This window comes from Enterococcus sp. BWT-B8, from assembly GCF_020567625.1.
Taxonomy (GTDB): Bacteria; Bacillota; Bacilli; order Lactobacillales; family Enterococcaceae; genus Enterococcus_L.
Genome location: NZ_JAJDJV010000013.1, coordinates 93071 through 114083 on the forward strand (window position 1 = coordinate 93071; position 21013 = coordinate 114083).

Sequence of the window (21013 nt, forward strand, 5' to 3'; positions counted from 1 at the left end):
GCTTAAGGTGCTGATTCGTACAGCTCTGCTTCATTGTAACCAAGGCTTGGACAAAGACAAACTAAATGAGGAACTTGGATTAATTGACTCGGGGTATCTGGGAGATGCCGGCATTATGATAGAAAGTCTGCATGTAGGGATTGCTGGATTTCGTTAAATGATAGGATTTATGTTTGAATTAGTGGAAATGAAAAGATTGGATGATCAAGAATTTTTGCAGTGTCAAAGGAAATTTGGGAATCAACAGCTGTTTTACACGGATAGTTCCAGTTGGTTTGATTCCAGTTAGGGATGAAATCGGCGTTCTTTGCTAAGTTGCTCCCGTGTTGGCTGTACGTTTCTTAGATTAGATTTAATTCGGGCGATATACTAGGTGATGTGAGAGGGGCGGAAAGTTATTCAACTTTCCCCTATACTCAATTTCATTTTTCAGAAGAAATATTATATTTATTGGTTTTAAAATAAACTTAACATGAATTTTGCTTTAATATTCACTAGGATATACGAATAGTTCAAAAAAATACTATTCCTTTTCTTGTTTTTTTCGCTTTCTTCCTTTTGTTTTGTTAAAATCTAATATGAGAGGCAGGAGTAGGGAATTGTTATACTGAAATGGAGGGGATGAATGAGAGTTCATTTGATTGAGGATGATGCGGCATTGCCCCGCTTGCTTCAGACTGCTATTGAAAAATACGCCTTTGAAGTGGTTCCGGCAAATGAGTTTGAACATTTGAAAAATGAATTTCAACAGCAGCAGCCTGATTTTGGTTGATGGACATCAATCCGCCAGATTTTGACAGTTTTTACTGGATCAGAGAAACTCGTAAACAGTCAAATGTGCCGATTATTATTTTGTCTGCTCGGGATTATTCAATGGATCAGGTTATGGCAATGGAGTATGGCAGGGATGATTATTTGGGGAAACCAGCGGATACATAAGTACTGATTGCCCAAATTAAAAGCCAGCTGCAACTGGTTTATGGAGAATATTTGGTAGTGGGGGAACGGATTTTTATCTATCATGAGCTGAAGTATTTTTCAGAACGGCTGGAGGTTCACTAGCATGGAAAACACGAGTCTTTGATGAAAAAGAAGATGTGCTTCTGGAACTGCTGATTCAGCATGCCCCAATGTTGTTAAGCAGGAAAACTTATTAATGAAACTGTGGGATGGTCAGCGTTTTATTGATGACAGTACGCTGCCTGTCAATAGGAAAGGTCTTCAAAAAAATGGAGGATATGGGACTGCCGAATAAAATAAAAGCGATACGAAATAAAGGATATCAAATGGATTGGAAAGGTGAATAATGAAACTATATATCAAAAACTACTGGATTAAATTTTTGCTGTGTTGTGGAATTTTTCTATTTGTTTTTTTCATCTCTGGTTTGACAGAGACATTCAACTGGCAACTAACCGCCTATCTAATGGGGGTGGGGAGCTTTCTTTTTCTAGTGTATTTCGCAGTTGATTATTACATGAAACGCCAGCTTTATGCATTTTTAAGCGGTCAGACAAACAGAATAGCATCTGGAGATACGAATCCGGAAAGTTTAGCTATTCAGAGAAAGGTCAGCAAGGTATTGAAGGACCAGGAGATCGATCTGATGATTCAGAGTGAGAAGCGGGAGCAGCAAGTAACGTTTATGAATCTTTGGGTCCATCAGATGAAGACACCGCTCACTGTGCTGGAAATGCTGGCACAGGAAAATCAGCTGGACAGTGATGCTGTATTGGCAGAAACACAGCGACTGAAAAGCGGCTTGGATCTGGCTTTAAATGAAGCCAGATTGGTGGAGGGGATAGAAAAAGATTTTGTGTTGAAGCAGGTCTCACTTTCAGAGATAGTGAATAAAGTGATCAATGCACAGAAGAATTATTTTATTCAGTATGAGACGTATCCTGTAGTGCATTTGGATGAAGATATAATAGTAATTACTGATGAAAAATGGTTGTTTTTTATTATTGAACAACTGTTGATTAATGCGATTAAATATTCTCATCCAAAAGGAAATATTTTGATTGAGACTAAGCTTTTAGATGAGAAACCAAACGTGATAATTAATGATTTTGGCATAGGAATTCCAAGAGAAGATTTGTTTCGTGTCTGGCAGCCGTTTTTCACTGGTGAAAACGGACGAAATTCAGGAGAAGCTGCAGGAATGGGCCTGTACCTTGTTGAACTGGCTGCTAATCCCTTGGGAATTATGGTTGAAATTGACTCATCTGAAGGACAAGGAACGACTGCCTCAGTAGAGTTTCCAAAACAGCAGTCTTAGATATAGAATAATCGCTCTTTTCAGTCTAGCTCGGGATAAAAGCAATCAGCTCCAAGAATTAAGAAAGAATATCCGAAAATTGTCAAGAAACACGATTCATAAAATGAATAGCTATGAATTGATACACTACGCTGTGTTTCGATCACATCAATTTCTACGTAGGGAACATACGAGAGTTGACGGGCGCTTCACTGGGATTGCTTTAGTAGAGTAGATGAAGTCCTGTTATCTACTCGGTGAAGAACCTGGAGCTGCTCCTGCGGTTACTCGTCGCAAAAAGAATTTTTGCTTTTGTACCGCCGTTTATTCGGGGGATATACAAAGATCGTTTGGAACTTTATTTCTGTCCCACTCTCAATGAATTTGCTGCTGTTCCGGAGGTCTTTAATATTGCGCTGCCTGAAAAATTCTCAAACTGGCTGTGGAAGGTTTACGGATATTCCATGGGCTTTGTCGGATTGCTTGTTACAGCTACAACAGCTCGCTGTCTGGCTAATTCAATGAATCGTCGGCTGAGTGATTCAGATAAACAGATGAATGAGATTTCTGTTATGCTGGCTTCTATCTGCGGTTTTCTGATGCTGGGAGCGAACCAGATAGACGGAGGAGTTTCTACTGATTACATGGGGACAAAAGGACTGATTGCTTCTTTTATTGCAGCTTTTCTGACGGTAAATATCTATAAGTTTTGTGTGAGACGAGATCTTATCATTCGTATGCCAAAAGAAGTGCCTGGTACGATTACCTAAATGTTTCGCGATATTATCCCTTTTTCTCTTGCTGTATTTTCAGCGGTAATCATAGACACAGTAATTCGAATATTTACAAACGGCTCTTTTGCCGAAGTAGTGATTACCTTTCTGCAGCCGTTATTTGGTGCTGCAGACGGCTATGTTGGGATTGCGATTATCTGGGGAGCTATGGCTATGTTTTGGTTTGTCGGTGTCCATGGTCCGTCGATCGTTGAACCGGCAATTGCTGCAATTATTTATGCGAATGTAGAAACAAACTTTGAACTTTTTAAAAATGGTGAGCAGGCTTCCAAGGTTTTGACAGTTGGACTGGGTAATTTTGTCGGAACGATGGGCGGAACAGGAGCCACGCTAGTTGTACCGTTTCTGTTTATGCTGTTTGCCAAGTCAAAACAATTAAAGGCAGTCGGAAAAGCTTCATTTATTCCAGTTTCGTTTGCTGTAAATGAACCGCTGCTGTTTGCGACACCAATAATTTTAAATCCATATTTTCTGATTCCGTTTTTACTGACTCCCATTGCCAATGTCTGGGTTTTTAAATTTTTTGTGGATATTTTGAAAATGAACAGCTTTATTTCTGTTCTGCCTTGGGCGACACCGGCACCCATTGGACTTATTATGGGGACGGGTTTCAGTCTGCTGGCAATTGTACTGATGCTTGTATTGATTTTTGTAGATGCAGTGATTTACTTGCCGTTTATTAAAGCCTATGATGCGGTGCTGCTTGAAGAAGAAGCTGTGAACAGTGGGATTGCTGAAGTTGAGGAAGAAATTGCAGAGGAGCAAAAGCAGGTTGGGGATATAATTACTGCTGTTACAGAAGCTGAAAAGGAAAAAATCAGGGATGGGGAAAAAGTACTGGTGTTATGTGCCGGAGCTGGAACGAGTACCATGCTGGCGAAGGCACTGGAAGAAGGGGCAAAAGAAACCGGAATTGCTATCTCAGCTCAAGCGGGAGCATACGGCTCTCATTACGATATTATGAAAAATTTTGATTTAATAGTTTTGGCGCCTCAGATAAATTCTTACCTGGAAGACATTAAAAAGGATGCTGACAAGTTAGGTGTGAAGGTGATTGCGACGAAAGGAGCAGAATACATCAATCTTACACGTGATCCGAAAGGTGCAGTAGATTTTGTTTTAAGAGTCATTTAGTTCGGTATTAAGTAAAAAATCCAGGCTTTCAGATGTTTACATTCACATTTGAAAGTCAGGATTATTTTTTTATTCTACCAGATTTTTATTTGTTTCAATCGGAATGAAACTTTTACGAACAGTCAATTCAGCATCAAGCAAAACTTTTTTTGTGATAGTGCGGGGATAAACCAGCTGATCTGAAAGCTGATCAATTGTTGTTTTAGCCATTTCCTTCACATTTATATGGAATGTTGTCAAAGGTGGTGAAACGTATTTGGCAATTTCGTAATCATTGATACTGATAATGGCTATCTGCTCAGGCAGCAAGATTCCTTTTTCATGAAATCCCTGTAAAACACCGACAGCAATCGTATCAGAAGCAACAAAGCAGGCTTCAGGCAAGTCAGAACTCAGGTTATCAGCCATCTGTTTTGCAAGTTCGTAGCCTTGCTCAACAGAAAACTCACCTCCGCTGAACACATAGTCCTCATTGAACAGCCCTTTCTGTGTCAGATACTCTCTGAATACATATTCACGGCTGTCCATCTCATCAATCATTGTATCGGGATTCTGGAATGCTCCGCCGATAAAGCCTATTTTGGTCAGCCCTGCTTCAAGAAAGTAATCAATGGCTTCACGGGTCATCGACTGGATATCTGACTCTACGGTATCAAAAAATTTCGGCAGTGGATTAATTCCTCTGACAACTCCCTTGTATCCTTTTTTATGAAGAGCAAGCAATTCTTTTTTCGTAATCGGTCCAATCGCAATAAATCCTGTAACATCCTGTGGGATCGCTTCGATCCCATCACTTTTTGAGACAAATTCAAGTGCCATGTTGGCTGCCTTGCTGTATGAGAATAATTCCTCCTTCAAATAGTTGAAATAAATATCCTCCATCATTTTCGTTTCAGACAACCAAAACAGTACAGCAATTTTATGAAGAGTCGTCTTTATTTTTGAACGGTCATAACCCAGTGCCAGTGCAGTTGCAATAATTTTATTTTTTGCTTTACTGGTAATGGCTAATGTTTCATCACCTTTAAATAATCTGGAAATAGTCGCTTGTGAATAACCGGATTCTTTTGCAACATCCTTTATTGTAACCATAGCCTGCCTCCCACAATAATATCTTAAGAATACTATACCTGAACAACAGGTTATAAAACAATAAATTTACCAATTTAAGTAAAAATTGAATGAGTGAAGAAGATGAATCATCTGTTTTAACAAAATATACAGATTTAAAATAGAAGGAAGTAAGTTAGAAGATAATATCGCTTAGATTTTATCATAAATGAATTTAGCTCTGAATAATGAATCGACTCAGTTATTGACCTTAATTTTATTGTTTGATGATTTAATAACAAGATAAAAATATTAGCTGCATTTTTCAAGTCATAGAAACTAATTATTGTCATTTTGTTAGCAAACAGTAAAATATATTATTGAATTCTAATTTTTTACTTTGTTATAGTATTGTCATTGTTTTGATCGGTTGTTTTTTTTATTACAAAATACAACAAAAACATTTATAACCAGAGCTGTTTTTTGAGAAAAAAGAACTAAAACACTTTTCAATGAAAGCATAAGTATACTAATGAATGAAAGCGTTTTTATGTTAAAATAAAGTGTGGAGTGTATATATTTTTTATTTTGTTCCATTTCTTTTATACTTAAGTGGAACAAAAATGAAAATTTGATTATAAGGACTCCCCAAATAGTCCTGAAACAGAGAGCAGTTCCCAAAAAATAATTTCAGCAGAGGAGGTTGAGAATGGACGAAACAAGTCAGTCAGGGAATACACCGGAAAAAGATCAGCTTCAACGATTTCTTTCAGGTGAAAATTTCTATAGTCATCATTATTTTGGTTTTCACAGAGAGACAAAAAACGGTTTGGATGGATATGTTTTTCGAGTCTGGGCTCCAAATGCTGAACAGATTTGGCTGGTTGGCGATTTTAATGGATGGACAGATTCTTTGGCTATGAATAAATTGGAAACATATGGCGTCTGGGAGCTGTTTACTGAATTGCCGTCGGAAGGGGATTATTATAAATATAAGGTTCGACAGGCAGGAGGAAGGGAAATCTACAAGATTGATCCGTTTGCAGTACATTTTGAAAAGCGTCCCAATGATGCAGCAGTGATCCACACTATTCTTGAGAGAAAGTGGAAGGACGGATTATGGCTGGGCAGAAAGAAACGATCGGACTATTTTAAACGCCCGATGAATATCTATGAAGTTCATGCGAGTTCATGGAAGCAGAACGAAGATGGTACTCCTTACAGCTTTAGTCAGCTGACAGAAGAACTGATCCCTTATGTTAAAGAGATGGGCTATACCCATATTGAATTCATGCCATTGATGGAGCACCCTTTAGGCATGTCCTGGGGCTATCAGCTGATTGGCTATTTTGCTTTAAGCTCTTATTATGGAACACCGGAAGAGTTTCAGGAATTTGTAGAGACCTGTCATTTGAATAATATTGGTGTTCTTGTGGATTGGGTACCGGGACATTTTTGTATCAATGATGATACGTTGCCTTATTATGATGGAACTCCGCAGTTTGAATACGAAGATCCTGACCGTGCTAAAAATATCCGCTGGGGCTCTCTGAATTTCGATTTAGGGAAACCTCAGGTGCAAAGCTTTTTAATTTCAAGTGCGTTGTTTTGGCTGGAAATGTATCACTTGGATGGTATCAGAGTAGATGCTGTTTCAAACATGTTGTATAGAGACTATGATGAAGGACCTTGGACGCTGAATCATGAGGGTGGTAATCGAAATCTGGAAGGGTATTATTTTCTGCAGAAAATGAACGCAGTCATCAAACTGGCCTATCCTGAAACGATAATGATAGCTGAAGAGAGCTCTTCGGAGACGCAGGTTACCGGACTGATTGAAACCGGCGCGCTGGGCTTTGACTACAAATGGAACATGGGGTGGATGAATGACACGCTGCGATTCTACGAAATGAATCCAGTATTTAGAAAGGATCACTTCAATTTACTGACCTTTTCTTTTATGTACATGATGGATGAAAACTTTATTTTACCGCTGTCTCATGATGAAGTCGTTCATGGGAAGAAGAGTTTGATGCATAAAATGTGGGGAGATCGTTATAAACAGTTTTCGCAGCTTAGAAATCTTTATGTGTATCTGATGACGCATCCTGGGAAGAAATTATTGTTCATGGGCAGTGAGTGGGGGCAGTTTCTGGAATGGAAGTATGATGAAGGACTTGAGTGGCGCGATCTTACTGATGAAATGAATGCCAAAATGCAGCAGTTTACCAAATATTTGAATCAATTTTATAAGGAAAATCGGGCACTGTGGGAGCTGGATCACAGCTATGACACCATCGAGATTATTGATGCAGATAACAGCCAGGAAACAATTTTGAGCTATATCCGTAAAGGAAAGGCTAAAAAGGATTTTTTAATTATTGTGTTGAATATGACACCGGTTGAACGGCAGGATTTTCCGATTGGTGTTCCTTATGAAGGAATCTATGAGGAGGTTCTGAATACTGAAATGAAGGAATTCGGCGGGACCTGGACCCAATCTAATGCGCCTGCTGAAACCTATGCAGAGTCCTTTAAGCAGCTAGGGTATCAGATCAGAACGATTGTTCCTGCACTCGGCGCCATCATTTTAAAGCCAAAGGATATCAATACACGGAAAAAAAGGTAATAGCTAGGGGTAGTCTGAAAATTATAAAAAGGATTTAAAAGTGCTCGTTATTGGTCTGTTCAGCAAAATCCTGCTTAGTTCAGGTGAAGACAAAACTTTTATCAGCACTGGAATATCTTATGATGCATAGAATTTTTGAGGATGAAAGGAGGCAAAGGGGATCTAGGACGTATTTGAAAAATTCAGATTTCAGCTGTAGGTTTCAGATTCGCCCAGTGACCTGTAAAAAAGATGAATAATGAAATGCTAGCAATGATCTTAGCCGGAGGACAAGGAACAAGATTAGGGAAATTAACCAAAAATATCGCAAAGCCTGCTGTACCATTTGGAGGCAGATATCGCATTATTGACTTTACCTTAAGTAATTGTGTCAACTCGGGGATTACTGATGTTGCTGTGGTAACTCAATATCAACCTCTGGCTTTAAATAGTCACATAGGTAACGGAGCCAGCTGGGGATTGGATGGCATCAACTCCGGATTGACAATTTTACAGCCATACTCAAGCTCAGATGGAGAAAAATGGTTTCAGGGAACAGCTCATGCGATTTATCAAAATGTTGCCTATATCAGCCAAATGAGTCCTCAATATGTACTGGTGCTCTCCGGAGACCATATTTATAAAATGAATTATGAAGCAATGCTGGAAGAACACAAGAAACATAATGCTTCTCTGACTGTTGCGGTGATTGAGGTACCGATTAAAGAAGCTTCCCGCTTTGGGATCATGAATACTGATGAGAATGATCGAATTATAGAATTTGAAGAAAAACCGGAGGAGCCTAAAAGCAATCTGGCTTCAATGGGTATTTACATTTTTAACTGGGCCCGTTTAAAAGAATTGTTGACCAACAGCTATTCAAAAGACAGCCAAATGCTGGACTTCGGAAAAAATGTTATTCCTGCTTATCTGGATGCCGGGGACAATGTTTATGCCCATCGTTTCAGCGGTTATTGGAAAGATGTGGGGACAATTGATTCACTATGGGAAGCAAATATGGAATTTATTGATCCTGAAAATGAGCTGAATATTCGAGATCGGACCTGGAAAATATTCTCTAAAAATACCAGTTCGCCGCCGCACTTTTTAACGGAGACAGCTTCTGTGAAAAATTCTCTGATTGTAGACGGCTGTTATGTTGCCGGAGAAATCAAGGACAGTATTCTTTCGACGGATGTTCAGGTGAAGGAAGGAACGACAATAGAAAAAAGTATTGTTATGCCTGGTGCAAAAATAGGTGAGAATGTGACCATCAAAAATGCGATTATCGGTGAAGACGCTGTAATTGGTGATAATGCTGTAGTTTATGATGAAGAAGAAATTGTTGTAGTAGGGTATTCTGAAGTAATTGGGGTGAAAAGCGATGAAGACTAATAGAATGTGCGCAATTATTGGAAATGTGGAACGATTTGACAATTTAATGCCGTTGATTGAAAAACGGCCACTGGCCATGCTTCCGTTTGACTGTAAGTACCGACTGATTGATTTCCAGCTGTCTAGTGTGGTAAATGCTAATATCGACAGCCTATTTATGATTTTTAATGATGGAGAAACCCAGTCTGTATTTGACCACATTGGTGGTGGAAAAGAATGGAATTTGGCTTCGTTGAAGAATCGCTTTTTCACTTACTTTTATCAGGACTTTATTAAAAGAAAGAACGAAGGAAAGCCTTACTTCAGCTCAGTAATTGATTATCTGAATAAATCTGAATCTGAGTACACAGTGATTATGAGCAGCCGAATGCTCTGCAATCTGGATCTTAGAGCGATATTGAAAATCCATCAGGCTCAGCAAAATACAATGACACTTGTCTATAAACGAGTGAATAAGGAAAGTGTCTGCTCGAAAGACACGTTACTGGATATTGATGAAAACGGACAAGTCAGCAGCTGTCATACATTGAAGGATTGCAGCTCTGAAACTGAGACTGGAAATCTTAGTATGGATGCGTTTATTGTTCAAACGGCTTGGCTGATCCAGTCACTGGAAGAAGCTCAGAAACATGGTGTATCGCCAAATCTGGTAGATTTTCTGAAAAGTCAGCTTGGTGCTGTAAAAAATTCAGTCTATAAATATACCGGCTATCTAAAAAATATTCACAGTCTGCAGTCTTATTATAAAGCCAACATGGATATGCTTGAGCCGGCTAAGTTTAACGCTTTAATGTATACGAATCAAAAAATCTATACCAAACTGAAAAATGAAGTGCCAACCTATTACTCTGAAAATTCTAAGGTGAACAGCAGTCAGTTTGCGACTGGCTGTGTGATTCAGGGAACGGTGGAGCATTCGCTGGTTTCCCGCCGAAGCAGAATTGACAAAGGTGCCTCAGTGAAGCATTCCATTATCAACGGGAGCGCCAAAATCGCCTCTAATGCCCAAATTGAATATGCTATACTTGATAAAAATGTTATTGTTGATCCCGGTGTGCAGATTATAGGAACGCCGGAGAAGCCGGTAGTGATCCGAAAAGGAGAACATGTCACCGCAAATGTGAATGTGTCTGAAGGAGAGATCTGAATGAAAGTTTTATTTACTGCAGCTGAATGTGCACCATTTTTCAAAACCGGCGGACTGGGTGATGTTGCTGGAGCGCTGCCGAAACAATTGAAGGATAAAGGGGCGGATATACGTATTGTTTTGCCTTATTATAAGCAAATGCCGACGAAATATCAGGAGCTCTGTGAAGATGTTTTTTACTTTTATGTGAATGTCGGCTGGCGCCGCCAGTATTGCGGTATAAAAAAAATGGTACTTGATGGACTCACCTATTATTTTATTGACAATCAGTATTATTTTGATCGTGACAGATTGTACGGTTATTATGATGATGGAGAACGGTTTGCCTATTTCCAGCTTGCTGTGATTGAGATGATGGAGAAAATTGATTTTATTCCAGATATCATTCATGTAAATGATTACCACACAGCGATGATTCCGTTTCTCATCAGAGAAAAGTATTATTGGATTCAGGCCTACCAAGCGATTGAAACAGTCCTGACGATTCATAATATTGAATTTCAGGGTGTTTTTGGTGAAAATATTTTGTCGGACCTCTTTGGAATGGGAAAAGAGCGTTACTATGACGGAACTGTTCGTTTTGACGATAATATCAATTTTCTCAAAACAGGAATCTTGTATGCTGGACGGGTTAATACGGTTAGTCCTTCTTATGCCGAAGAAATTCAGACACCGGAATTTGGCTCAGGACTTGATGGTGTACTGCGGATGGCAAAAGATAAATTAAGCGGCATTCTAAATGGAATTAACTATGAGATCAATGATCCAGAGACAGACCCGTTAATCCCTGCCAATTTTTCAAAAGAAGATTTAACAGGAAAAGCAACAAATAAAGCAGCTCTCCAACAGAAAATGGGATTGCCGATTCGGGATGTTCCGTTGATGGCGATTGTCAGTCGTCTGACACACCAAAAAGGCTTTCAGCTGCTGATGGATGAGATGGAATATATGATGCAGGATGATGTGCAGCTGGTTGTTTTAGGAACAGGAGAAGCCGAATTTGAACAAGGCTTTAAAGCGTTCGTTCATCGTTTTCCAGAAAAATGTGCTGTCAGTATTTCTTTTGATGTCAAGCTGGCTCAGCTGTTCTATGCTGGAGCAGATTTATTTTTGATGCCTTCTGCGTTTGAACCTTGCGGACTTTCGCAAATGATCTCCATGAGATATGGAACACTACCTGTAGTTCATGAAATTGGCGGGTTGAAGGATAGCGTGATTCCTTACAACCCAATAACAAAAGAAGGAACCGGCTTCGGTTTTTCTGAGTTTCGTTCTGTTTATCTGATGGAAACGATTCGAATGGCAGCAGCTGTTTACAGAGAGGAACCGGAAGTCTGGCAGCAGCTGATTCAAACAGCTATGGCAAAAGATTTCAGTTGGGATTCTCCTGCTAAAGAATATATAGGGCTCTATCAACTGTTAACAGAACGTTAAGAATTAAATAGTTGTTCGTACTTGTTCTAGAAAACGGGGTATACTTAAAAGAAGTATTGTTACAATCAACTTTGGCGTTAAATGATAACAGAGGTTGAGACAGCAATTCGGTTGTCCCGACCTCTTGTTTTACAAATAATCAAGGGAGTAAGTGACTAATGAACATTACAAAAGAACAGTTTAAAAAAGATTTTAAGCGACGCGTACGGGAAAAATTTGCCAATGAGGTTGAGGAGTCCTCCAACGATGAATTGTTCGCCTCGTTGGGATCAGTGATTCAAGCATACTATTCAAATGCCTGGAAGGATACACGAAAGGAAGTACGTGCTTCGCAATGTAAGCAGGCCTACTATTTTTCGATAGAGTTTCTACCAGGTAAAATGCTGAAAAGCAATTTACTGAACATGGGGCTGCTGGATACTGTTCGTGACAGCTTAAAGGAAATGAGTATTGATCTGGAAGAGCTTTGCAAAGTGGAGAAGGATATGGCGTTGGGAAATGGCGGACTGGGACGTTTGGCTTCCTGTTTTATGGACTCCATTGCTTCTTGCGGATTACCGGGAAATGGGAATGGTATCCGTTACGATTATGGCTTGTTTAAACAAAAATTTGTTGATGGTAATCAAGTAGAGCTGCCGGATGAATGGCTTCGTGAAGGTAATGCCTGGGAAGTCCGTAAAGCCAGCAAGGCTGTTAATGTAAATTATGGCGGGCATGTTTATTTAAAAGAGGATGAGGATGGGAAACTGAAACCGGTCTATGAAAACCAGCAGGTTCTGAGAGCCGTTCCATACGATACTGGAATGTTGGGTTATCATAACAATATAGTTAATACCTTGAGACTTTGGTCAGCGGAAATTCCTGAATCTGAAGAGAACAGATATCAGAGTATTGAAGAACGCCGGGATTTTCGGGATTTGACCTCTGTCCTTTATCCAGATGATTCCAATTATGAAGGACGTCTGATGCGTTTAGTTCAGGAATACTTTTTTGTTTCAGCAGGGATTCAAAGTATCATTCTTTCGCAGAAAAAAACTGGAGTTGCCATGCTTGATCTGCCAAATTATGTGTCTATCCATATCAATGACACCCATCCGGCACTGTGTGTAGCGGAAATGATGCGTATTCTGGTTGATGAAGAAGAATTAAGCTGGGAAAAGGCCTGGAATGTCACAGTCAAAACGATGAGCTATACAAATCATACAATTATGGCGGAAGCTTTGGAAAAATGGCCGATATCGATGTTGAAGGAAGTTGTACCGAGACTGTATCAGATTATTGAAGAAATTGATCGTCGATTTGTGGAGGAAATGACACTGTTAGTTGATTCTGAGCTGGTTGAACGGACAAGGATCATTAAAGACGGCCATGTACATATGGCACATTTGGCAATTATCGGCAGTCACAGTACAAATGGAGTGGCGAAGCTTCATTCGGACTTGCTGAAAGGGGTCGTACTGCATGACTTCTATTTGCTATATCCGGAACGATTTAACAATAAAACAAATGGCATTGCTCAAAGACGCTGGCTGCAGCTGGCGAATGAACCCTTGGCAAATGTGCTGGATCAGACGATCGGAACTTCATGGCGTAAAGAAGCCAACGATCTGCATTTACTGATGAATTATAAAGATGATCCGAAAGTCTTGCAGAAGTTGGCAGATACTAAGCATACGAATAAAGTACGACTGGCGAATTATATTATGCAAACAACGGGAATTGAGGTTTCGGCAGATGCAATTTTTGATGTTCAGATTAAGCGTCTCCATGCATATAAGCGTCAGTTATTAAATTTGCTGCATATTCTAAAGTTGTATTTTGAACTGAAGGACAATCCAGAAGCGGATATTTACCCACGAGTCTTTATTTTTGGTGCAAAAGCAGCACCCAGCTATACGTATGCGAAACACATTATTAAGTGTATCAATGAAGCAGCCTGCCTGATTAACAACGATGAAATAATACAGGGAAAATTAAAAGTGGTCTTTTTGGAAAATTACAATGTTTCTCTGGCAGAACTGATTATTCCGGCAGCTGATGTGAGTGAACAGATATCGCTGGCTTCCAAAGAAGCATCCGGGACCAGCAATATGAAACTGATGCTGGACGGGGCAGTAACGATTGCAACACTTGACGGTGCCAATATTGAGATTCGAGACATCGTTGGGGATGATAATATAGCAATTTTTGGCTTAACTGAAGAGGAAGTGTACCGTTACTATGAGACACAGGACTATTCAGCATTGAAAATTTATGAAAACGACCCGGTTATTCAACGCATATTAAATGCATTTATAGATGGAACGATTCCAAATATAAAAGTGGAAGGACAGGAAATCTTCGATTCTCTGATTCGATACAATGATGAATACTTCGTTTTACGTGATTTTCAGTCTTATGTGGATGCACAGAAATCGATTGAAACTCTTTATCGGGACAAACCTCGCTGGCAGAAAGTCAGTTTGATTAATACAGCACATGCCGGGCATTTTTCTTCGGACTATACCGTGCAGCGCTATGCAGAGGATATTTGGCAGATTGAACCGATAAGAAAAGCGGGAAATGAATCTGGACAATAAGGGAGACAGTAATGACGGCAATTTATTTTAATTCCTGGCTGGAAGAATATAAGCAGCCTTTCGGAGCAATTGAAAAAGGAGCAGCAGTAACTTTTTCAATTGCTGTTCAGGAATCAATCGTTGAACAGGTTTTGCTGGTGGTGCGCAAAGAGGGTGGAGAACGAGGATTTGAAAAAATCAACATGTCTCCAGAAGAGCATCATCATTATATTTGCACCTATACTTTAGAGCAGGGAGCAGGACTTTACTTCTACTATTTTGAAATCATAAAAAAGGAATCAGATCAAGACGTGAAAACTATATACTGCGGATCAGATCAGGGAAAAGGCGGAGAAGGCGTCCTGACTTATGATTCAGGAAATCTGCATCCTTATCAGCTGACTTGCTATGAGAAGGCAGACCCGGCACCAGACTGGTATCGAAAGGGAATCGTATATCAAATTTTTCCTGACAGGTTTTATAATGGTAATCCTCACAAAGAAATCTCTCAGCCTAAAAAGAATACATTCATTTACGGCACTTGGAAAGATGAACCGATGTATATCAAAGATGCAGAAGGAGAGATCATACGCTGGGATTTTTATGGCGGCAATTTGCAGGGAATCATAGAAAAAATTCCTTATTTGAAAGAGCTGGGTGTCACTGCACTCTATTTGAATCCTATATTTGAATCCGCAAGCAATCATCGATATGATACCGGTGATTATCTGGCGATTGATGGAATGCTGGGAGATGAGAAAACCTTTCTGCATTTACTTGACTGTCTTCATGAGAACGATATGCAGCTTATTTTGGATGGGGTTTTCAGTCATGTAGGAAGAAACAGCCGCTACTTTAATTATGATGGCCGCTATGGTGAAGGAGTGGGAGCTTATCGTAATCCAAAAAGCAGATATCGGCAATGGTTCAAATTTTCTGACTATCCGGAAGATTATAAATCATGGTGGGATGTGAGGGATTTGCCGGAAGCGGATAAGGAGAATTCCAATTTTCAACAGTTTATTTATGGAGAAAAAGAGAGTGTACTTGAAAAGTGGACAGCTATGGGAGTGGATGGCTGGCGTTTGGATGTAGCAGATGAATTGCCGGATTTCTTTATAGAAGGGATTAGACAGGCGGTGAATCGGTATCCGGAAAAGGTATTGCTTGGTGAAGTTTGGGAGGATGCATCCAATAAGATATCTTATGGACATCGGCGTCAGTATATCTTCGGAAACAGCCTTCATGGTGTGATGAACTACCCGTTTCGTGATATTATTCTGAGCCTTCTTTTAGGAAAGCATTCAGCACAAGAGGCAGCAGAAAAGCTGACTGTCCTTCAGGAAAATTATCCTGCAGATATTTTTGCCAATAACTTGAATAACATTGGCACACACGACAGTGAAAGGATTGCGACCTTGCTGGACAATCATTTTTCCAAACTGACTTTGGCAGTCGGATTAATGTTTGTTTTACCAGGAGTTCCCACGATCTACTATGGGGATGAAGCTGGAGTGACTGGCGGAAAAGATCCAGAGAACCGTAAATTTTTCCCTTGGGATGCTATTGATCCAGATGCTTATACCTGTTATCAGGAATGGACACAGAAACGTAAAGCAACGGAAGCGCTGGTTTATGGAGAGTTTTATCCGTTTTATTCAAATGGTCTCTTGGGGGTTTTGCGTTACAGTGAACAGTCTCAATTTGCTCTTTATCTTGTCAATGCGCAGAATCAGACTGCTTCTGCCGAAGAGCTGATCTTTACCCGGAAGCCACCGATTTCAACGGCTATTCTGGAGGAGATGCTGGCAGATGCAGTGATCTCTGAATGGGGCGATTATTTTGTAGTGAAAGAGTTGAGTTAAATTAAAAGCAAGAAGTTGTGATAAAGCTTCTCCATGTGACGAGTATTCGAAGAAGCGCAGAAGCAAGCTTTTAATACAGGAATGAATTAGTACTAATTCATAAGATTGTCGGTTCGCATACCATCCTATTAGATGTTCCTGCAACAGTGAGACCGGCAATTCTGCTAACTGACTTTCTACTACGGAAAAGTCTTGTATCTGCGAGTCTCACTACACTACACTACACTACACTACACTACACTTCGTTTCGATCTCATCAATTTCTAAACGGCAGAGCCATTAAGAATTGAAGGACTTCGTTTCGATCTCATCAATTTCTAAATGGCAAAGCCACTAAGAATTGAAGGACTTCGTTTCGATCCTCGAAGTATGGAGGGGCTTTGTAACGCCGTTTATTCGGTTTTAGGGGACTCAGTGAATAGGCTACACTTTGTTTGACAATTTTTCTGTGGAAAATAGAGCGTTAAAAAACACGATCTACGGTGGTTCGTTGGCGAAGCGAACCATTGACAATGAGTTGGGGGATGTTATTCGGAGGGAATCGTCTGTGCCGTTTCTAGGCTCAGGCGACAAGACGAAAACACATACCTTAGAAGGCTCATTGTCAATGGCAACCGTAACAGAACAAACGGATGTGCCTCAATTATTTATAGAAACTGTCAAAAAATTGTTGACATTCCTCAGACATACTTAATGTCACAGACCCTGATAGAATAGAGGAAGCTATCTTTAAAGTAATTAACTTAATGACTATGGTTTTAAGAAAGATACTGAAGTAAACAGGGGATAAAGAAAGACCGGATAGAAATCACATTCTATTCCGGCTTATTTTATTCGTTAATTTTTTTGAAGAAAGCGACATAATTCCTGTAATAAACAGAAGTGCAGCTCCTGCAAAGAGGACATAAATACCTGTTGAGGCTGCATAGCTCAGCTTATTGATACCAAACATAATCACTGCATTCATTCCTGCAGCTCCAAGTGCTACAAGAATGCTGATAACTCCAGTGATCTTGGACAACCAGTTTTTCTTGGTAAGGATTGTTATTAGAGCCAATCCCCCTGCAATTCCTACGCCTGCAATGACTATTCTGCCAATCTCTCCACCACTATCAGTAATATAGGAAGAATAACTCATGGAACCATAGGAATACAACGGCAAAAAGACACTGATAATACTTACAACAGCAGCAATAAGAACACCAACTAATGCACCAGCTTTGATTTTTTTTGTTTTCATCATTTTCTCCTTTAAAAAAATTTTTTACTAAAAAAGCATAGCATAAAAGGCTCAATTACACCATGTTACTCAGGAAAAGTAATGTGAATGTAGTGAGGAATAAGTATTTGTATGAAAAATTTCTTTTTTTTCTTAATAAAAATATCTTGAGCAGAATGTTTGGTGAGAAGCCTGGACAGTTTTATAATAGCAGTAGAAATAAATAGAAAAGAGGAATTGAGATGGCTTATAAAGTAGAGTTCAAAGAAGTTGCCGCCACTGGGCTTGAAAGTTCGCCGGCTGCAGAAGCATTGGCCGGCTTGCGAGCAAATGAAGCACGCTATCTATGGAATAAATACAAGATTGAATTTACCACTGTTCCTGCAGAAGAAGACCCGGAAACATTAAAATGGATTGAAAAAATTTTGGAAGAACGGGAGATTCATTTTCCCTATAAACCTTTGGAAGTGGCACATTTTGAAGCGGAAGGAACAAAATTTGCCTATGTCTTCTATGAAAATGGGTTGGAAGTGAATGTAATGTATGCAACAGATGATACAGGAAAACGGGCAGTTGGTTTTAAATTATCAGAAGGAATTACAGTTCCAGCAGAATTGGAAGGAAAGTTCAAATTTGCTCGACAGAAATCAAAACTTGCAGGTGAGATTCGTGGTTCTTACTTTGTTATTAAAGGAAAATATTAAGGAAGAGCTGTAGAACAAAATCAGTTATTTATAATAATGGAGACTTGAGAAAATAGGTCTCTATTTTTTTTAGTTCCAAATTGAAGATTATCGGTGTTTTTTCAGCAGTTTAATAGTTCTGAAAACTTACTTTGAAAAATAATTGAGAAGAAGTGTTGATGAAGAAGCAGGTTGAAGGTACTAGATAAATATAAACAGACAGGCCGTCGGTCGTCAGATGATGAAGGGAAGGGCGGCAGTTAATGTTAGTTTAGTAAGATCATAACGTGCGAAAAAATGAAATTTTTAGCACTTAGTAAGTGCTTTTTGTATAAAAAGGTTATAATGAAATAACCATCAATAATATTTTAAAAGTCATCGGAATTGTCAAAGGGGTATTTTAAATCAAAAGAAGAAATAATGGATGCAGTAATCATGAGAATCATTGAGAAAGATATGGATATTGTAAAAATGACTGTACAGGAAAGCAGCGAGTTAAGTGTATTGAATAAAATCGTTCAGTTTCTGATCACACAGTCGTCAGGAAGTGATGAGCAGAAAATTGAGATGCTGGAGCAGTCTCTCAAAGTAGAAAATGTATTGCTGAAACAGTGGATGTTGGAGGCAACTATTTTTGCTGAAGTCATTGAAGAAGGCAATGAAAACAAGGAATTTAACATATCCGTATCCATTGAAAGCCATTCAGTTTTTTTGAGGCACGCAGTATTTATTGTATGAAGGAATGACGTAAGGAGATGCTTACTATTGTTCATTAACATCATTTTTTGTATCAAGGGAGTTAATGAAGTAAAAACAAGCAAAGCAGAAGCTATCGAAAGACTTACGTTAATTTTTAAATTCAGCTGGGGTATTCGTTGAGTTTAAAAATTAAAACGGCTGACGGTCGGCCTGCTAAAAAAAGAGGAGATTATTATGAATAATACAAAAATAATTTGAATAATTACAGAAAGAATATTAGTAGATGAAAAAATATGGATAAATCCTAAATGTATACAAAAAATATAGAGAAAAGAACATTATTAGAATGTTAAGTAAGTATATGGCTGAAACTGCTGAAGTTGCTTCTGTTCAATAGAGGTTGATACAGAAATTTTCGGGAAGAAGCCAATTTTTTGATTTAGTGTCAGAGGAGACAAAAAAGAAAACTTCGTTCATAAAGCAGGCTGATTTCAATCAAAAAAATACTAAAAAAGAGGAGAAATTTAATATGAAAACCAAAATAATTATGGAGGCCAGTACACTGGTGTGCTTGGGACTATCTCTCAGGTGATAGAAAAAAGTATTGAGAAAGAAACTGTAAAAAGTTATACGACAGAAAATTTTAAAGAGCAGGATGAATAAGATACAATACTTGAAAAAATAGATTTTAGTTAGTATACAATAGAAGCGAGCATGATTTCAATCTAAGAACCAACCTTTGTTTTGGTATACTGTTATTTCAACCGAAAAAAAAATCTAGGGAAGGATTTTTCCTTATAGATTCGATATTATTTTATGGAATTCTTTTCATCAACATCATTTGACAATAAACCTAAATTTACTAAAAAAGAAATTTTTAATAGAATTGATGGATAAAAACTAGAAAAAAATTTGAGTTACGCTTACACTTTAGTAGGGGAAAAATCAGAAATCAAGGAGGTTTTTTTTAATTAAAAATGAAAATTCGGCAAAAAAGTGAAGAATATTTAATCTGATTAAATAGGAAAGGAGACAATTACGAACAGTAAAAAAATAGGAATGATAAGATGATATAACCAGTATTTTTCAACTGTATTCTGGTGAAATACTTATCTTATTTTCAGGAAGACACAACTAAAAAACCGATGTAAGTTCAGTTTTTTAGAGAACTTATACCAGTTTTAATTTAAAAAAATAAATAGCACTATCAGTCAATTAATTAAAAAGTTAATTGATAAATATTCTTGTATCTAGTTCTTCCAAGAAATAAAAAATAGAATAAAAATATATATCTTTTGAAAAATAAATGTGATTTTTATAAATTTAACTATACTCTAAATTTTAGTCATAGTAAATCTTAAAATCAATCAATTTTTTTCATTTTTTTTGATAAAACATGAAAAAAATGAGAATCTTTTTTGTTTTCATAATATATTTTTATTGTGGTTGTACTTTTCCAATACTTTTTGAGCCGTCAAAAAATCAGTCAATATTAGGAGTGAAGGAGCTTGTCAAGAAAAGGCGAAAATATTTATAAAAGAAAAGATGGACGATGGGAAGGCAGGTATAAAAAATCAAGAAATAAAGAAAATCGTCTCATATATGGGTATATCTATGGTAAACGATACAGTGAAGTAAAAGAAAAATTAATTAAATATCAATCGGAATTTATTGACAGTAATAAAACTATTTATTCAGGAACTACTTCTGAATGGTTCACTTACTGGCTTCATAAAGTGGTTAAAAATAGAGTAAAGCCTTCAACCTGGTCGAGTTATGAATCAAAAATTAGAAATCATATTATTCCTTTTCTGGGCAGAAAAAAATTGAACCAACTGGAAAGAACCGATGTTATGGCACTTATTGAATTTTTACTGTCCCAGGGCTACTCCATTAATATGGTTAAAACTATTTTGACTATCTTAAAGAACAGTTTGAACTATGCAGCTGTTAACGGACATCTAAATAAATATCCTTATAAAAATATTGTACTTCCTTCTATTAAAAGAAAGGGTATTCGGTCCTTGTCTGTAGAAGAACAAAAGATACTTGAAGAAGCCGCCTTTAGAAATACCTATTATTCAGCTGTAATCATCAGTCTGGCAACCGGGATGAGGATTGGAGAGATAAGCGGGTTAAGGTGGGAGGATATTGATTTTACAAGAGAAAT

The 21013-nt window shown here is 38.3% G+C and carries 16 protein-coding genes and 2 pseudogenes; 16 read left to right on the plus strand and 2 right to left on the minus strand.

Annotation, left to right across the window (positions count from 1 at the left end; genetic code table 11):
- Positions 1–7: 7 nt before the first annotated feature.
- The 6 genes and pseudogenes from LI951_RS12345 to LI951_RS15440 form a co-directional block, all read left to right on the plus strand.
- A complete protein-coding gene (locus tag LI951_RS12345) occupies positions 8–157 on the plus strand; it encodes a hypothetical protein (protein ID WP_229442372.1) in 150 nt (49 codons plus the stop codon).
- Between the two features lie 468 nt (positions 158–625).
- Entirely contained in the window at positions 626–772 is a 147-nt protein-coding gene (locus tag LI951_RS12350; RefSeq protein ID WP_229442373.1) for a hypothetical protein, read from the plus strand.
- Positions 769–939, plus strand: a complete 171-nt coding sequence (locus tag LI951_RS12355; protein ID WP_229442374.1) for a hypothetical protein — start codon at positions 769–771, stop codon at positions 937–939. The genes LI951_RS12350 and LI951_RS12355 overlap by 4 nt, the downstream gene beginning before the upstream one ends.
- Before the next feature lie 367 nt (positions 940–1306).
- Entirely contained in the window at positions 1307–2278 is a 972-nt protein-coding gene (locus LI951_RS12360) for a sensor histidine kinase (protein ID WP_229442375.1), read from the plus strand.
- Between the two features lie 365 nt (positions 2279–2643).
- Positions 2644–3814 (plus strand): annotated as a pseudogene (locus tag LI951_RS12365) (PTS transporter subunit EIIC); the annotation flags it as partial.
- A 26-nt stretch (positions 3815–3840) separates the two neighbouring features.
- Positions 3841–4185 (plus strand): annotated as a pseudogene (locus LI951_RS15440) (lactose/cellobiose PTS transporter subunit IIB); the annotation flags it as partial.
- Positions 4186–4254: 69 nt separating this feature from the next.
- On the opposite strand, the gene LI951_RS12370 reads toward LI951_RS15440, so the two are convergent.
- Complete coding sequence (locus LI951_RS12370; protein WP_229442376.1) at positions 4255–5277, minus strand: LacI family DNA-binding transcriptional regulator; 1023 nt, start codon at positions 5275–5277, stop codon at positions 4255–4257.
- A 667-nt stretch (positions 5278–5944) separates the two neighbouring features.
- On the opposite strand from LI951_RS12370, the gene glgB reads away from it, so the two are divergent.
- From glgB to LI951_RS12405, 7 genes are all read left to right on the plus strand, one after another.
- On the plus strand, positions 5945–7864 hold the full coding sequence (gene glgB, locus LI951_RS12375; RefSeq protein WP_229442377.1) for a 1,4-alpha-glucan branching protein GlgB: 1920 nt from the start codon (positions 5945–5947) through the stop codon (positions 7862–7864).
- 231 nt (positions 7865–8095) lie between these two features.
- Positions 8096–9238 (plus strand): glucose-1-phosphate adenylyltransferase, encoded by a 1143-nt coding sequence (locus tag LI951_RS12380; protein WP_202067659.1) that lies wholly within the window; start codon positions 8096–8098, stop codon positions 9236–9238.
- Positions 9228–10385, plus strand: a complete 1158-nt coding sequence (gene glgD, locus LI951_RS12385; RefSeq protein WP_202067660.1) for a glucose-1-phosphate adenylyltransferase subunit GlgD — start codon at positions 9228–9230, stop codon at positions 10383–10385. The genes LI951_RS12380 and glgD overlap by 11 nt, the downstream gene beginning before the upstream one ends.
- Complete coding sequence (glgA, locus tag LI951_RS12390; RefSeq protein ID WP_229442378.1) at positions 10386–11819, plus strand: glycogen synthase GlgA; 1434 nt, start codon at positions 10386–10388, stop codon at positions 11817–11819.
- 164 nt (positions 11820–11983) lie between these two features.
- Positions 11984–14398: a glycogen/starch/alpha-glucan phosphorylase gene (locus LI951_RS12395; protein WP_420705937.1), complete on the plus strand. Its 2415-nt coding sequence runs from the start codon at positions 11984–11986 to the stop codon at positions 14396–14398.
- A gap of 11 nt (positions 14399–14409) precedes the next feature.
- Positions 14410–16242 carry a glycoside hydrolase family 13 protein gene (locus LI951_RS12400; protein WP_229442380.1) on the plus strand — a complete coding sequence of 611 codons (1833 nt, stop codon included), beginning with the start codon at positions 14410–14412 and terminating at the stop codon, positions 16240–16242.
- 430 nt (positions 16243–16672) lie between these two features.
- A complete protein-coding gene (locus LI951_RS12405) occupies positions 16673–16936 on the plus strand; it encodes a hypothetical protein (protein ID WP_229442381.1) in 264 nt (87 codons plus the stop codon).
- Between the two features lie 114 nt (positions 16937–17050).
- On the opposite strand, the gene LI951_RS12410 is transcribed toward LI951_RS12405, so the two are convergent.
- Positions 17051–17482, minus strand: coding sequence for a hypothetical protein (locus LI951_RS12410; protein WP_229442382.1), 432 nt, complete (start codon positions 17480–17482; stop codon positions 17051–17053).
- Between the two features lie 221 nt (positions 17483–17703).
- On the opposite strand from LI951_RS12410, the gene LI951_RS12415 reads away from it, so the two are divergent.
- The 3 genes from LI951_RS12415 to LI951_RS12425 all read left to right on the plus strand — a co-directional run.
- The gene (locus tag LI951_RS12415; RefSeq protein WP_229442383.1) at positions 17704–18165 is read left to right on the plus strand and encodes a phage tail protein; all 462 of its coding nucleotides are present in this window, start codon (positions 17704–17706) and stop codon (positions 18163–18165) included.
- Between the two features lie 414 nt (positions 18166–18579).
- Complete coding sequence (locus LI951_RS12420) at positions 18580–18882, plus strand: hypothetical protein (RefSeq protein ID WP_229442384.1); 303 nt, start codon at positions 18580–18582, stop codon at positions 18880–18882.
- 1469 nt (positions 18883–20351) lie between these two features.
- A partial coding sequence (locus LI951_RS12425) for a tyrosine-type recombinase/integrase (protein ID WP_229442385.1) occupies positions 20352–21013 on the plus strand: 662 nt, incomplete at its 3' end.

Coding starts and splice junctions, on each gene's coding strand:
- LI951_RS12350 (WP_229442373.1), top strand. CDS start 626: ATGAGAGTTCATTTGATTGAGGATGATGCGGCATTGCCCCGCTTGCTT.
- LI951_RS12360 (WP_229442375.1), top strand. CDS start 1,307: ATGAAACTATATATCAAAAACTACTGGATTAAATTTTTGCTGTGTTGT.
- LI951_RS12370 (WP_229442376.1), bottom strand. CDS start 5,277: ATGGTTACAATAAAGGATGTTGCAAAAGAATCCGGTTATTCACAAGCG.
- glgB (WP_229442377.1), top strand. CDS start 5,945: ATGGACGAAACAAGTCAGTCAGGGAATACACCGGAAAAAGATCAGCTT.
- LI951_RS12380 (WP_202067659.1), top strand. CDS start 8,096: ATGAATAATGAAATGCTAGCAATGATCTTAGCCGGAGGACAAGGAACA.
- glgD (WP_202067660.1), top strand. CDS start 9,228: ATGAAGACTAATAGAATGTGCGCAATTATTGGAAATGTGGAACGATTT.
- glgA (WP_229442378.1), top strand. CDS start 10,386: ATGAAAGTTTTATTTACTGCAGCTGAATGTGCACCATTTTTCAAAACC.
- LI951_RS12400 (WP_229442380.1), top strand. CDS start 14,410: ATGACGGCAATTTATTTTAATTCCTGGCTGGAAGAATATAAGCAGCCT.
- LI951_RS12410 (WP_229442382.1), bottom strand. CDS start 17,482: ATGAAAACAAAAAAAATCAAAGCTGGTGCATTAGTTGGTGTTCTTATT.
- LI951_RS12415 (WP_229442383.1), top strand. CDS start 17,704: ATGGCTTATAAAGTAGAGTTCAAAGAAGTTGCCGCCACTGGGCTTGAA.
- LI951_RS12420 (WP_229442384.1), top strand. CDS start 18,580: ATGAGAATCATTGAGAAAGATATGGATATTGTAAAAATGACTGTACAG.